13 protein-coding genes are annotated in these 14,236 nt (G+C 57.8%); 6 read left to right on the top strand and 7 right to left on the bottom strand.

Annotation, left to right across the window (positions count from 1 at the left end; translation table 11 throughout):
• Positions 1-106: 106 nt before the first annotated feature.
• On the top strand, positions 107-1,399 hold the full coding sequence (locus AC0IXA_RS00485) for an MFS transporter (protein ID WP_263216943.1): 1,293 nt from the start codon (positions 107-109) through the stop codon (positions 1,397-1,399).
• Positions 1,400-1,406: 7 nt separating this feature from the next.
• Here AC0IXA_RS00485 and AC0IXA_RS00480 read toward each other — a convergent pair whose 3' ends face one another.
• Positions 1,407-1,535 carry a hypothetical protein gene (locus AC0IXA_RS00480; RefSeq protein ID WP_341637663.1) on the bottom strand — a complete coding sequence of 43 codons (129 nt, stop codon included), beginning with the start codon at positions 1,533-1,535 and terminating at the stop codon, positions 1,407-1,409.
• A 1,158-nt stretch (positions 1,536-2,693) separates the two neighbouring features.
• Here AC0IXA_RS00480 and AC0IXA_RS00475 point away from each other — a divergent pair.
• Positions 2,694-4,124, top strand: coding sequence for an IS1182 family transposase (locus AC0IXA_RS00475; RefSeq protein WP_281881221.1), 1,431 nt, complete (start codon positions 2,694-2,696; stop codon positions 4,122-4,124).
• Positions 4,125-5,053: 929 nt separating this feature from the next.
• Here the strand turns inward: AC0IXA_RS00475 and AC0IXA_RS00470 are convergent.
• The 3 genes from AC0IXA_RS00470 to AC0IXA_RS00460 all read right to left on the bottom strand — a co-directional run bounded on the left by AC0IXA_RS00470 (position 5,054) and on the right by AC0IXA_RS00460 (position 7,121).
• Entirely contained in the window at positions 5,054-5,824 is a 771-nt protein-coding gene (locus tag AC0IXA_RS00470; protein ID WP_039760272.1) for a molybdopterin-dependent oxidoreductase, read from the bottom strand.
• The gene (locus AC0IXA_RS00465) at positions 5,821-6,441 is read right to left on the bottom strand and encodes a cytochrome b/b6 domain-containing protein (RefSeq protein ID WP_110599401.1); all 621 of its coding nucleotides are present in this window, start codon (positions 6,439-6,441) and stop codon (positions 5,821-5,823) included. The genes AC0IXA_RS00470 and AC0IXA_RS00465 overlap by 4 nt, the downstream gene beginning before the upstream one ends.
• 71 nt (positions 6,442-6,512) lie before the next feature.
• A complete protein-coding gene (locus tag AC0IXA_RS00460; RefSeq protein ID WP_042609816.1) occupies positions 6,513-7,121 on the bottom strand; it encodes a hypothetical protein in 609 nt (202 codons plus the stop codon).
• Between the two features lie 215 nt (positions 7,122-7,336).
• On the opposite strand from AC0IXA_RS00460, the gene AC0IXA_RS00455 reads away from it, so the two are divergent.
• Both AC0IXA_RS00455 and AC0IXA_RS00450 read left to right on the top strand, forming a co-directional pair.
• Complete coding sequence (locus tag AC0IXA_RS00455) at positions 7,337-8,032, top strand: heavy metal response regulator transcription factor (protein ID WP_039760267.1); 696 nt, start codon at positions 7,337-7,339, stop codon at positions 8,030-8,032.
• Positions 8,005-9,393 (top strand): heavy metal sensor histidine kinase, encoded by a 1,389-nt coding sequence (locus AC0IXA_RS00450; protein WP_039760264.1) that lies wholly within the window; start codon positions 8,005-8,007, stop codon positions 9,391-9,393. Before AC0IXA_RS00455 ends, AC0IXA_RS00450 begins: the two co-directional genes overlap by 28 nt.
• On the opposite strand, the gene AC0IXA_RS00445 is transcribed toward AC0IXA_RS00450, so the two are convergent.
• Both AC0IXA_RS00445 and AC0IXA_RS00440 read right to left on the bottom strand, forming a co-directional pair.
• Positions 9,365-9,871: a nuclear transport factor 2 family protein gene (locus AC0IXA_RS00445; RefSeq protein ID WP_042609814.1), complete on the bottom strand. Its 507-nt coding sequence runs from the start codon at positions 9,869-9,871 to the stop codon at positions 9,365-9,367. The genes AC0IXA_RS00450 and AC0IXA_RS00445 overlap by 29 nt on opposite strands.
• A 79-nt stretch (positions 9,872-9,950) precedes the next feature.
• Positions 9,951-10,709, bottom strand: a complete 759-nt coding sequence (locus AC0IXA_RS00440; RefSeq protein ID WP_471811085.1) for an SDR family oxidoreductase — start codon at positions 10,707-10,709, stop codon at positions 9,951-9,953.
• Positions 10,710-10,877: 168 nt separating this feature from the next.
• Between AC0IXA_RS00440 and AC0IXA_RS00435 the strand changes: the two genes are divergently transcribed.
• Positions 10,878-12,389 (top strand): MFS transporter, encoded by a 1,512-nt coding sequence (locus AC0IXA_RS00435; RefSeq protein WP_223631549.1) that lies wholly within the window; start codon positions 10,878-10,880, stop codon positions 12,387-12,389.
• A gap of 1 nt (position 12,390) precedes the next feature.
• Here the strand turns inward: AC0IXA_RS00435 and AC0IXA_RS00430 are convergent, their stop codons facing one another.
• Positions 12,391-13,251 carry a LysR family transcriptional regulator gene (locus tag AC0IXA_RS00430; protein WP_122704478.1) on the bottom strand — a complete coding sequence of 287 codons (861 nt, stop codon included), beginning with the start codon at positions 13,249-13,251 and terminating at the stop codon, positions 12,391-12,393.
• Positions 13,252-13,369: 118 nt separating this feature from the next.
• Here AC0IXA_RS00430 and AC0IXA_RS00425 point away from each other — a divergent pair, with 118 nt between their 5' ends.
• Positions 13,370-14,221 (top strand): NAD(P)-dependent oxidoreductase, encoded by an 852-nt coding sequence (locus AC0IXA_RS00425; protein ID WP_042609811.1) that lies wholly within the window; start codon positions 13,370-13,372, stop codon positions 14,219-14,221.
• The last annotated feature ends 15 nt before the right edge of the window (positions 14,222-14,236 follow it).

The following is a 14,236-nucleotide window of genomic DNA, read 5'->3' as shown; positions in this document are numbered from 1 at the left end:
CGCCACCGCCCTGCCCGATCGGCAGACATTTGCACAACACCTGTTCCAGCCTGGCAACCGCATGCGCAGAGGCGCACGTTGCGCTGTACGATTTCTTGAGGTTTTTATGTCTCCGCGTTTGCTGGCCATGGCGCTGGCGCCCCTGCTCGGGCTGTTCATTATTGCTCTGGGCAACGGTTTTCTGTCTTCCCTGACCACCCTTCGCCTGGACGCCGCCGGCGCCTCGGCGACGATGATCGGAATTGTTTCGTCGGCCTACTTCATCGGCCTGACGCTGGGCGCGGTGTTCAACGACCGGCTGATTCTGCGCATCGGCCATATTCGTGCCTACGGCAGCTTCGCCTCGCTGATCGCCGTGACGATCCTGTTGCAGGGTCTGTTCTATGACACCTGGGGCTGGCTGATCCTGCGCCTGATCAACGGCTGGGCCACGGTCGGTGTGTTCCTGGTGATCGAAAGCTGGCTGCTACTGGCCGGTGACGAGAAGATTCGCGGGCGCTTGCTCGCGCTGTACATGATCGTGCTTTATGGCGCTGGCGTTCTGGGCCAGGCGACGCTGGGAACCATCACTGGCATGAGTGACAGCGCGCCGTTCATGGTCGCCGGCATGCTCGCTGCGTTGTCGGTGCTGCCGATCGTGATCCTGCCGCGCGTATCGCCGCTGCTCGATCAGGTCGAGCCGCTCAAGCCCCGGCAACTGCTGGGCGTGACGCCAACCGGGCTGGTCGGCTGTTTCGGTTCGGGCGTGACCATCGCGGCGATCTACACCTTGTTGCCGCTGTATCTGCAACGCAGAGGTCTGGACGTCGGTGAAGTCGGCAGCATGATGGCCTGGACGATTCTCGGCGCGATGCTGCTGCAGTATCCGGTCGGACGCTGGTCCGACCGCACCGATCGCTTGCAGGTGCTGACGCTGCTGACGGTGGCGTGCACCGCGTTATCACTGGTGATTGTGCTGCTGCCGCTGTCTTCGACAATGCTCGCGGCGATGCTGTTTCTGCTCGGTGGCGGTGTCTTCGCGCTGTACCCGGTGGCCGTCAGCCACGCGGCCGACCGCGCCCCGGCCGAAGCGCTGGTGCCGATGATTCAGGGTTTGCTGCTGATCAACTCGCTGGGCTCGGCCATCAGCCCGATGATGATCTCGCCGGTGATGAACTCGTTCGGCGCCAACGGCCTGTTCTGGGTCTTCGCAGTGGTCAATTTGAGCATGGTCAGTTTTTTCTTCTGGCGCCGTGGCAAACGCCCGGTGCCGGCCAACCCCGCACCGTTCACGGCGGCAGCCACCTATTCGCCGACGGGTGCGGAGTTGCGGGTCACCGAGGATTTGCGCGTCGCCGCTGAGGAGCATCCGGCGATGATGGATGCGATCAGCGGGGAACTGGTGACGCAGCCACGGTGACCGCTGATCAGCAAGTGCCCGGCGGGATGCCGTCCTTGTTGAAGTCCTTCAAGCGCTCGCGCTCTTCTTCGGTGGAATGCGCCGGGGTTGTTTGATCCGGTACTTCTTGCGGCACTTCGGTTTTTTCATCAGTCATGGTTCTGCCCTCTTTGTCGATGCTATTTCGGCATCGGCGGAGCGCTGGTGGTTCCGGATTTCGCACCTTGCCCAAGCCATCGACGCGGCAAAAACCAGGAACATCTCGAAGCGTAAACGCACAAAGGCCTGCTTGGCTTTCGCTAGCAGGCCTTTGTTGAAAGATGGTGCCCGAAGCCGGAATCGAACCGGCACGCCCTTACGAGCGGGGGATTTTAAGTCCGTAATTTTTTTCTTTTAAATCATCCGCTTAGGGACATGATTTTTCCGCATCGCACACATTTCTTATCCGTTCCAAGACAGCAAAATCAGTACCTCAAAATAAATTGCGGAAAGAAACCGGGCTGTAGAGAGGCCTGGCCGTCACCGTGCGCCGGTCGACTGGATCTCAGATCAGTTGAGCCATACTCATGGAAAGATGATCAGTCAGCAGTACGGAGCGTGGACCAAGGACGACGGACCGGACGTGGTAGATAGGCTACAGATCGACATGAATCTATCACTGGTAACTGTCGCCCCATCTAGCTAGGCAGAAAGGATCGGTGTACCCAGCTTACAAGGGCCCGGTTTCCGAGGTGGCAAGAAAGGGTGCCCACGCTTGGGCTAGGTGTAGGGGCCAATTGACATAGGCAGGAATTCCACCTGTCAGTCTTCAAGGGCCGCTATCGGCCCAGAGTGTGTCAAAACCGCTTGTTAGCGGCTTCCACTCTAATGTTTTTTCCTACTCAGCCCAGGTCAGACATCAGTTGCTCAGATTCAGTATAAGATTCCGGAAATCAGCAGGTACGCCGACAACGTGGGCTAGATGCTAGAAATCTGGGGGTTGGATGATTGCAAGCAACGTTTCATATCTTTGTCCGGTTTGTGGATACCCCGGGCTTGAAGAGCCTCCATACGATGAGGTTGGCTGCTCTTCTTTTGGCATGTGCCCGTCCTGCGGTACGCAGTTTGGCTATGATGACGCAACATCTGCTCATGCTGATTTGCGGAAATTATGGATCTCTAAAGGAATGCTTTGGTGGAGCAAAGCTCAAGCGTCGCCGAGTGGTTGGGACCCGGTAAGGCAACTACAGGCGGTTGAAAAACGCATCAATATCTGAACAGAACACCGCTCTTAGCCCTGCTATGATTTCTGAGGATTTCATCGCAGGGATCGCCCATGAAGCGCTTTATCCAAGGTGAACATCGAGGCCAAGAAACCTTCCTTCCCGCGAGCCTCGACGATTACGTCACGGATGCCAATCCGGTGCGCGTAGTCGACGTCTTTGTCGACGAACTCGACCTGGTCAAACTGGGTTTCGAAGGCGCCATACCGGCTGATACTGGCCGGCCGGCTTACCATCCCGCGATCCTGCTGAAAATCTACATCTACGGCTATCTGAACCGCATTCCATCGAGTCGGCGTCTTGAACGAGAAGCCCAACGCAACGTCGAGCTGATGTGGCTGACTGGACGTTTGATGCCCGATTTCAAGACCATCGCCAACTTCCGAAAAGACAACAGCAAGGCCATCCGAGGTGTCTGCCGCCAGTTCGTGGTGCTGTGCCAGCAGCTAGGACTGTTCGAAGAAAATCTGGTCGCCATCGACGGCAGTAAATTCAAGGCCGTCAATAACCGCGACCGCAATTTCACCAGCGCCAAGCTGAAACGGCGGATGGAAGAAATTGAATCAAGTATCAATCGGTACCTGACTGCGCTCGACGAAACCGATCGGCAAGAACCCTCGGTCGCTCAGCCCAAGGCTGCTCGTCTGCAAGAGAAAATCGACAAACTCAAAGCTCAGATGAAAGAGTTGCAGGTCATTGAAACTCAGCTCAACGAATCACCGGATAAACAGGTCTCACTGACCGATCCAGACGCCCGTTCCATGATGACGCGCGGCACTGGAATCGTCGGTTACAACGTGCAGACAGCGGTCGATACCCAGCACCATTTGATCGTTGCGCATGAGGTGACCAACGTCGGTTCCGACCGCGATCTACTCAGCTCGATGGCCAAGCAGGCCCGCGAGGCGATGGCGTCAGATACGTTGTCGGTAGTGGCTGACCGAGGTTACTTCAAAAGCGAACAAATCCTGGCTTGTCACGATGCAGGCATCACCGCCTATGTGCCCAAACCGATGACCTCTGGAGCCAAGGCTGACGGACGTTTCAATAACGATGCCTTCATCTATGACGCGGCAAAAAACGAATACATTTGTCCCGCTGGAGAGGCGTTGATCTGGCGCTTTTCCAGCGTTGAAAAAGGCCTGACGCTGCACCGTTACTGGAGTTCTAATTGCCAGGGATGCGTGCTGAAATCGAAGTGCACACCGAGCAAGCAACGGCGAGTTCGGCGATGGGAGCATGAAGCCGTATTGGAGGAAATGCAGAACAGGCTGAGCAACGCGCCGGACATGATGCGAGTCCGCAAGCGTACGGTCGAGCATCCCTTCGGGACACTCAAACAATGGATGGGCGCCACACATTTCCTGACACGAAAGCTGAACGGAGTAAGTGCGGAGATGAGCTTGAACGTCCTCGCCTACAACTTGAAACGAATCATGAAAATTCTCGGTACCAGCAGTTTAATGAAGGCGCTGTCGGCCTGAAGAGGTCTGTATTTTGGCCACCCAGCAAGGTAGAAGCGGCGCGAGGGGCTCCCAGACCCTCGTGATGATCCGCAGGACTTGTTGTGAGCAATTACTCAGCTAACAACCGTCAGCGCTGCGCGCCGACAGTGCATCAGCGCGTTTTTACACACTCTGGACCGAAAGCGGCCGTTCACGAACGACTACCTTCGGCCAAAAGTAGCCCTGATGGCGGGCTATAATTCTCTGATGCTCAGAATAAACGGGGGATGACAGCGGGGTGGAAAAATAGGCTGTAAGTCGACGCTGCCTCATAACACCACCTTCGCCACGGTAGAGAAGCCATCGGGCTTTCTACTTCAGGCGAACGAAGACCATTCAACGCTACAGGTGAGAATTGGCGGTATGTGCTTCTCCCTTAATAATACTGGCCTACGGCGAGCAAGCTCTCGAGACACGTCTAATCATAACCCCTATCCTCCGAGCTTGACCGGTTGAGGAAGGAGCTCTCGGCTGAAGAGGGATTGCGACGGCGAAAAGTCCGTATCCCAGGCGAACGCAGTGGCGCTCGAACAATCTCGGTCGGTACCCAGGTGACGGTTAGCGGCGAAAGAGCCACTGCAATGGCGAACGCATTCAGTCCCCCTGTGCCGATAACATCAGAGCAGATAGCCCTTTTTTCGCCATTGAAGGTACATGCGGCAAGATTATCAAAGAGCATCCGAGTGCGAGCTTTATCTGACTGTTGTAAAGGTGGCCTGGACTGAGCCTGCAAGAGAGATTGGAAATCTGCTCCATCACTCGTTGCCCGCATCCTGGGTTCTGATGTTGGCCAGTCGGATGGTGCTGGCGGTACTGCAGAAATACCGGTCATCGGCATGCCTCATATCACGCTTGGTGTCATGAATCTCGCCAGTGTTCCTGGCGTGACAGTTCCGTTCTTTGCTTCATCAGATCCCGCTGAACCAGTTGTAGCCCTGGTCTTCCCAATACCCGCCCGGGTTGTCGTTGCTGACGAAAATCTCGACAACATGCTTGGGGTTTTTGAATCCCAGTTTGGTGGGGACCCGAACCCTCAGCGGATAGCCGTACTCGGGCGGCAGCGCCACGTCAGCGTAATCCAGTGCCAACAGCGTCTGCGGGTGCAAGGCAGTCGGCATGTCCAGACTGGAGTAGTAACGATCGGCACATTTGAAACCGACAAATTTCGCTGTGGTGTCGGCGCCGATGTGTTCCAGGAAGGTTTTCAGCGGTACACCTCCCCATTGACCGATCGCGCTCCAGCCCTCAACACAGATCAGCCGAGTGATATCGCTGCGTTGCGGCAGCTTGCGCAAGCTTTCGAGTGTCCACGGCGCCTTGTCCCTGATCCGGCCGGAGACGGCGAGCGAGTAACTGGTCAGGTCTACTTCAGGGATATCGTCCTGACCATAGAAAGCGTTGAACGGAAACGGCTTGGTGATCTGCGCGCGGGCGAAGGTCGGCGCCAGTTTCCGTCCACTGAACAGCCACGCCTGGACCCGGTCGTTCCAACGCGACATGGCCCAAAGCACTTTGTCGACCTGATCGCCGTCCTGCAGGTTGCAACCGGTCAGCATCGACATCGCGCCAACCGTCAGGCCGGCCCGAAGAAAATGCCGGCGCTGAATGTTTTCCAGTTCAAGCTGTTGCGCAGGTTCAATCCTGACGCGCTGACGCGTTGTTATTTTAAATTCAGTCATGACCCATTTTTCTCGTTATTAGGCGTCCGCACTCCACCCGTGATCATTGGCACCAGGGTTTTTGGTACCAGAATCACCAAGACCAGGTGAATCACTACAAACGCTGCAATCATCGCCATGGCCGCAAAATGTACGTAACGAGCAACGTCATAGCCGCCCAGTAACGCGACCAGCTCTTGAAGTTGAACCGGTTTCCAGATCGCTACACCCGAGATCACGATCAGTACACCTGCCGCCAGCACGATCCAGTACATCAGGCGCTGTACTGCGTTATAGACACCCTTTTCATGCACCAGCCGAAAGCGCAAGGCATCGGTCAGATCATGCTTCAATGCGGCAATGCCGATGGGCAGCAGCTCACGTTTGAAATGACGACTGGCCAACCCGTACAGCACATAGATTGCGCCGTTGATCAGCAGCAGCCACATGAACGCAAAATGCCAGGCAAGTGCCCCGCCCAGCCAACCGCCCACGGTCAATGACACCGGAAACCTGAAACTGAACAGTGGCGAGGCGTTGTAGATAGCCCAACCGCTCATGAACATGCAGACCATGCAGGCCGCATTGAGCCAATGGGTGAGGCGAACCGGCCAGGGATGCAGTTTCTTCTGTCTCACGTGGTTCCCCTTGCAAGCCTTCCGTGTAGCGGAGCGTTGCCAGACGGCAACGCTCAAGCTTTCTCAGATGATTACATCGGTGGCTGGAAGCCATCCTTGCCGACTGCAATGCCGCGTGCGGTGCCATCTGCAGCGGGGAACACGACGATTTTCGTTCCTTTGACCAGCTCATCGGCTTTGCCTGGCTCGACGTAGGCGATAGGCACGTCATCCGGCACGACGATTTGTTTCTCGCCGCCCTGGTAGTTGACGGTCAACGTGCGGCCGTCGGTTTTGGACAGTTTGCCAACGGTGCCGTTGGTCATGGTGCCAGTGCTGCCGTCTGCGTTCTGCCAACCGTAATGACCTTCGCCGCTGCCCTTGAGCCTGGCGTCGAATACCGTGACCTCAAGCGCCTTCAAGGTTCCGTTGGCCTGCGGGATGGCCGCCGAGCCGATGAAGCTGTCGGATTTGATCGAGTCGATATTGGCCTTCGATACCCGGCTGATACCGGTCTTGTCAGTCAGTCCGATCGTCTGCTGGGCGCCAGAGCGGACAGTGAAGGTCAGCGTGTTGTTGCTGACGCTTTCCACCGTACCGCGCAGTGGTTTGATGACCGGCATGTCGGCGGCGGTGGCAATGACGGCAGCGCTGAGCATCACCAAACCGAACGTGGTAGACAGGGCGTTTTTGAGTTGCATGGCGACGATTCCTCATGGGTTGATGTGTCGCCATCCTCGACCGCAGACCGGGACGTCACGATGACCGTCGAATGACATTTTTGTCATTCGCCAACCCTGACCATGTATGACAGAAATGTAACCGACTGCGCCCGCTCATCCCGTTACACTGCACAGCCGAGATACCGATGTCGCGGACTTAACCCCGTCATGAAGAAACCCGAGCGCGCCTGACGATGCATATCCTGCTGATCGAAGATGACACCAAAACAGGTGAGTACCTGAAAAAGGGGCTCGGTGAGTCCGGTTACAACGTCGACTGGACCCAGCATGGCGCTGACGGCCTGCACATGGCCTTGCATACGACCTATGACCTGATCGTGCTGGACGTGATGTTGCCCGGGATTGACGGGTTTCAGATCATCGAGCTGTTGCGCGCCAGACAAGACGTACCCGTGCTGTTCCTTACCGCGCGCGACCAGTTGCAAGACCGCATTCGCGGTCTGGAACTGGGCGCCGATGATTACCTGATCAAACCTTTTTCGTTTACCGAACTGCTGTTGCGCATCCGCACTATTCTGCGCCGCGGTGTCGTGCGCGAAGCCGACCATTTCCACCTTGCCGATCTCGAACTGGATCTGGTCCGGCGCCGCGTGACCCGCCAACAACAGGTGATCGTGCTGACCAACAAGGAGTTCGCCCTGCTCCATCTGTTTCTCCGTCGAGCCGGCGATGTGTTGTCCAGGACACAAATCGCTTCGGAAGTCTGGGACATGAATTTCGACAGCGATACCAACGTGGTGGACGTCGCTGTCAAGCGCCTGCGCAACAAGGTCGACCAGCCCTACCCGATCAAGCTGATCCATACCATTCGCGGTATCGGCTATGTCTGCGAGGTGAGGCCATGCGGTCCCGACGCCAACCCTCGCTGACGCTGCGATCGACCGTGGCGTTTGCCATGGTCGCGATGCTGGCCGTGGCCGGCGCGGGCTTCTATCTGTATCAGACGATGAAGGCCTCGGTATTGGTCTACAGCGATCACGCGGTGATGGGCCGTCTGGAGCATTTTCGCAAGCTCCTGCATTACGAACTCGCCATCGAAAAGCTGCGCGACAGCCCGCAGATTTTCAAGAACATGCTCGACAGCGAAGACGACATCTTCATCATTGAAGAGCCGGGGCAGCCACCGGTCATCCAGGTCAATCCACTCAACGTCACGTTGCCTGAACTGCCGGTGATCGGCCAGGACACAAAGCTGAGCGTCAGTGATCTGCGCAGCGGCGTGACCGACTCGGGAACAAGGCTGCGCGCCGCCTCCGTAGTCACGACGTCGGGTGGCCGTGTAGTCCGATTGACGGCCGCCCACCTTATGGGCAAGGAAATGGCGATGCTTGCAGCGTATCGCGAGCGCATCTACCTGGCCGTGGCCCTTGCCTTTCTGGCAACCGCGTTGCTGGGTTATCTGTTATTGCGTCGCGGGCTGCGTCCGCTGCGCAAAATGGCCGCCCATGCCGCAGCCATAACGCCTGAGCGTCTGCACAGCCGTATGGACAGCGCCGATACGCCGGTTGAATTGCAACAGCTGAGTGACGCCTATAACGCGATGCTTGATCGTCTTGCTCAGGGTTATCAGCGACTGACGCAATTTTCCGCCGACCTTGCCCATGAAATCCGCACGCCGGTCGGGTCGTTGATGGGACATTGTCAGGTTGCCCTTCGCCAACGCCGTAGCGAGGACGAATATCAGGCGCTGATCGCTTCGAACCTTGAAGAACTCGAACGGATCTCGCGCATCGTCGAAAGCATTCTATTTCTGGCGCGCGCCGATGAAGCGCAAGCCGTAGTGGAGCGCCAACAACTGTCGCTGCATGACGAATCACAGCGCATCGCTGAGTATTTTGAGGGTTTGGCTGAAGAGCGGCGAATGAGCTTCCAAATAACGGGCGATGGTATCGTGCTCGCTGACCCCTTGCTGCTGCGCAGAGCGTTGAGCAACCTGGTGGCGAACGCTGTTCGCTACGCTTACGAGGGCACCGAGATTCTGATACGGGTATTGGAAACCCACGGAGGTGCCCGGATTGAGGTGGAGAACCAAGGGCCGGTGCTGGGCGACGAAACCCTCGGCAAACTCTTCGACCGCTTTTACCGTGGCGATGCGTCTCGGCACCAGAATTCCGACTCCTACGGGCTTGGCCTCGCCATTGTCGTGGCCATCATGCAACTGCATGACGGCCACGTGGGTGTCGAACAGCCAAGGGCCGGGACTATTCGTTTTTCGCTGTCGTTCCCTTGAGCTGCTCGAACGGTGCAAACTGTTCTTCGCCCGCTGCGGGTACCCAATCTTTTAACGGCGTCAGGAAATGCATTTCAAAACGACGTGACAGGAACGCCCACTTTCCGTCCCGACGTTCAAACCTGTCGTGGTAAAGACCGCTGACTTGCACCGGGCCTTTTTCAATGTCATGAAACAGGCAATCCGCAGCTACCGTGCCCACTGCGCTGTCACCCTCGATTTCAATCAGCGGGTTGGCCATCCAGTGGTGCATATGGGGCATCTGGCGCCAGCTGTTTTGCGCCATCGCCAGGATTTCGTCACGGTTTCCAGCCTGGCCAAAACCCGGTAGATCCAGTGTCGACTCTTCGTGCCAGATTGAGCTAAGAAGCGAGGCGTCGATGCGGTCGAAAGCATTGGCGTAGGCGCTGATCAGCGACTCGATGGCGGCGCGACTTTCCAGGGCGTCCAGTCGGGCTGTCAGTTGTTCATTGTTCATGATGAGGTTTCCTGCAGGGGCTGCGCATAAGCGAGGGAGGCAGCCCTGCGCGAGGGCTGCGCTACGGTTGAGCACGTGGTCAGATCTGCGACAGGCCGCCGTCGACCATCAACTCCACACCGTTGACATATTTCGCATCGGCAGACGCAAGAAACAGCGCCGACGAGGCGATTTCCTCAGGCTCGGCCATGTACCCCAATGGCGTGATCTGCTCGACGTGCTGACGCAGCGCGGCGACGTCGGTTTCGCTCATCTTCAAGCCGTTATCCATCAGCGGTGTGCGGGTGAAGCCAGGGCTCAGGACATTCGCTCTGATCTTGCGACCTTTGAGTTCGTTGGCCCACGTCCTGGCAAAGGAACGTACCGCGGCTTTGGAGGCGTTGTAGAGGCTCAGTCCTTCCATGCCATTGCTGGAACAGATAGAGGCCGTCAGCACGATCGAAGCGCCATTTTTCAACAATGGCATCAACGTCTGTACAGTAAAAAAGACTCCCTTTACGTTGATGTCGAACATGTTGAAATAGGCGGCCTCGGTGGTCTCGCCCAGCGGGTTCTTTTCACAAATACCCGCACTGGCAAACACTGAGTCCAGTTGATCGCCGTGCGCCTCAATCGTCGCCTTGAGCTCGTCCAGATCAACCTGGCGCGCGACATCGGAAATGACCGCGACCGCCCTGTCGCCAAGCTTGGCCACCGCAGCCTCCAGCGTGGCTGCAGAACGCCCGGTGATGTAAACGCGCCTGGCGCCCTCGGCAATCAAACCCTGTGCAATCGCAAATCCGATCCCGGTGGACGCGCCGGTGACGACTGCGACCTGATCAGCGAATTTACCTGACATAACTGACTCCTCGATTTCGGTTGTGTGGCTCGACTGGAACCACAGTGCGGCCATTTTGCGAGGAGGCAGGGGCGCAGCGGCACTGCCATAAATGAACATTGGCCGTTCATTTATGTGAGGCGTCAGCCAGGGTTTGATCGTTTAGATTGAAGTCAGCTTATTCAAAGCATGACTCGCAATCGAAAATATTCTGGAGCCGAAGGGTTTCAGAAAGGAGACCTTATGCCTGAGAAAATAGTAGCCCTTCCGGAACAGCGGCGCTGGCTGATGTTCGCCATCCTGTTGGTCGGTGCATTCTTGCCGCCGCTGGATTTCTTCATCGTGAACGTAGCGCTGCCTTCGATTCAGCAATCGCTGGGCACGGCCTCCTCTGCCGAACAGTTGATCATCTCTTCTTACGCGGCGCTGTATGCCGTGACACTGATCACCGGCGGAAGGCTTGGCGACATCTTTGGCCGCATGAGAATGTTCTTCGTTGGCCTGATTGGCTTTGCCGTCGCCTCACTGATCTGCGGTGTCGCCGAGTCACCCTGGGTGTTGATCGCCGGACGCTCGCTGCAAGGCGTGACGGCCGCTGTCATGGCGCCGCAGGCACTCGCTTCAGTGCAGGCGATATTCCCTGAGTCGGAAAAACCCTTGGCGTTGAGCCTGTACGGTGCGGTGTTTGGTTTGGCGTCGGTAGTCGGCCAGGCACTTGGCGGGATTCTGATCTCGCTCAACCTGATGAACCTGGGCTGGCGGTCGATATTTCTGGTGAATCTACCGATTGCGTTGCTGGTCATTCTGATCGCCATCCCCGTGGTCAAGGAAACCCGCGCACCCCAGACCAGCAAGCTGGATCTGGGTGGAACGCTGTTGTCGATGGTGACGCTTGCGGCGCTGATCGTTCCACTGATCGAGGGACGTGAAGCGGGCTGGCCGTGGTGGGCCTGGCTGTCGCTGGCGGCGGTGCCACTGCTGGCCTGGCTGTTCTGGCGCTACGAAGCCCGCTTGTATCAAGCGCAAGGCGCGCCGTTGCTGAACCCTGCTGCACTGCGTGCGCCCGGGCTGGGCCGGGCATTGCTGGTGGCGCTGACTTTTTACGCGATCGGCGTGTTCTTCCTGCTGTTTTCCATCTATTTACAGGGAGCGCTGCATACGAGCCCGCTCAGTGCAGGTCTGGTCTTTCTGCCATTCGGCGCTGGTTTCTTGCTGGGGCCGCTCGCCACCCATCTATTCCGGCGTTTGCTGGGGTCTTATGTGAATCCCTTCGGAATGGCACTCGAAGTGCTGGGGTTCGTGCTATTGGCCTGGCTCGTGGCGCACACGCCAACCGCCGTCACGCCCTCTGCGCTGTCCCTTGCCGTGATTCTCTTTCTGATCGGTTTCGGACAAGGACTGGCCCTTCCGACATTGATGCGCATGATCACTGGACGCGTGGCACCGGCGTATTCCGGCATGATTGCGGGCATCACCAGTTCCACACTGCAAATCAGCACGGCACTGAGCGTAGCGATCATCGGTGGCATTTTTTACACGCTTCTGGGCAAGGACACGGACGCGGCGGCCATCACCCACGCCTTCACCGTCGCCATACTGTGCATCGCTGCGTGTCTGGTGGTAGGCGCAGGACTGAGTCTGAGTCTGGCGCGCCAATCTGCTGCAGAGCTGCAAACGGCGGCCATGCAGCCGGCAGAGTGAATCAACCGCCTGCCTGAGTGCCAATCATGACGGAGGCCAGGTCGGCAAGCGCGCGCAGACTGTCCATCTGGCGCATGTCCTGGTGGTAGCCCATCCAAATGTCGCGGCCTGGTGGCGGTTCATCTGAATCGATCAGACGCAGCGCCGTCAACTGGTCGCCCAAAGCGCGGGGCAATACCGCGACGCCCTGCCCCTGCGCACACATTTGCGCCTGGACTGTGCGGCTGCTACTGGTAAACACGGTACGCGCCAGAGGGTAACGCTGCTGCAGCCACTGCACATCGGGATAATGAGACTGGGCAACACTCATGGTGATCAGACCCAGCCCGGCGCCCTGTGGCTCAGGGTCAGCAGATCCAACGGCTGCGTATAACCCGTAAGTCAGGGAGATCAGCTTGCGGTGCACGATATCGGGTTCGGTGAACGGAACGATTCGAAACGCGATGTCGGCGTCGCGGCGAGCCAGATCAAACAATCGATGCCCGGCAATGACCTCGGGCACGATCAATGGATAACGCCGGCCCAGTTCACTCAGCACCGGGGCCAGCACATAACAGGCGAACCAGTCAGCGCAGGAAATGCGCAGCACACCTTCGGGCTGTGCGCTGTCCCCCGCGAGGCGCCTTTCGATGGCCAACGCACTTTGCTCCATTTCCTGCGCGAGGCTGAGGAGCTTCTCGCCGCTGTCGGTCAACACGAGACCTTGGTTGGTACGCAGGAAAACGGGTTGGCCACTGAACTGTTCCAGCACCTGCAAGCGCCGCCCCACGGTCGGATGGCTGACCCCCAACAGCTTGGCGGCAGCCCCTAATGACCCGCTGCGGGCAATCGCGAGAAAGACCCGCACATCACTCCAGTCCATGCTCCGCCCCCGTACAAAAATGAACAGTGAGAGTGCAGCAATGGCAGTGCCGTAGCAATCCCGTGCCCGACATACTTGTCTGCATTCACCGTCGTCGAATACCAACCGGAGACTGCAAATGAAGATTGGTTTTATCGGAGTGGGATGCATGGGCAGAGCCATCATTCCACTGCTCGTCCGCGCTGGCCATCACGTCTCGGCATGGAACCGCAGTCAGGCGGCGATCAAGGATCTCGAAGGCATCAGCGTTATCGAAACGCCGGCCTCGGCGTTCCAGCAAGAGGTAGTCATCACTCTTCTGGCCGATGATGCCGCCGTCAGGCAAGTGCTGCTCTCCAGCGCTGTTCTGGAAACTGCAGACAAAGCTTGCGTGCATGTCGTGATGTCGACCTTGTCGCCTTCGCTGATGTTGGAGTTGCAGCGCGAACATGAAGCCGTCGGCATGCCATTGATCGCGGCGCCGGTCTTCGGCGTGCCCGCCGTGGCGGCCAAGGGCGAGTTGAATATCCTGGCGGCCGGATCGCAGGCCGCTGTCTCGACCGTCCAACCGCTGTTCGACCTGCTCGGGAAAAAAACCTGGTATCTGGGCGACCAACCTGAACAGGCCTGTATCGCGAAAATCGCCGGCAACATGATGATCACCCAAGCCATCCAGTCGCTGGGCGAAGCCAGCGGACTCGTTCAACGCCACGGACTGAGCCCTTCGATTTTCATCAAGCTCATGACCCAGACCCTGTTCGCCTGCCCCAGTTATCAACGTTATGGGCAGAACATCGTCAGCAGCAATTTTGAACCGGGATTCAAACTGTCGCTTGGCCTCAAGGATATGAATCTGGCGATCGATGCGGGTCGTCTCAAGGGGCTGGAGTTGCCAGCGGCGGATGCCGTGCGATTGAAAATGACGTCGGCGGTAGCCAGGGGAGATGGCGACAAGGACTGGTCGGTTTTTGCTCAGCAGACGAATCATTGAGAAGTTCTTTCGAAC

It is taken from the genome of Pseudomonas sp. AC083, assembly GCF_979253165.1.
Note: the sequence above shows the minus strand (reverse complement) of the source record. Positions and strands in the feature narration are given on the sequence as shown.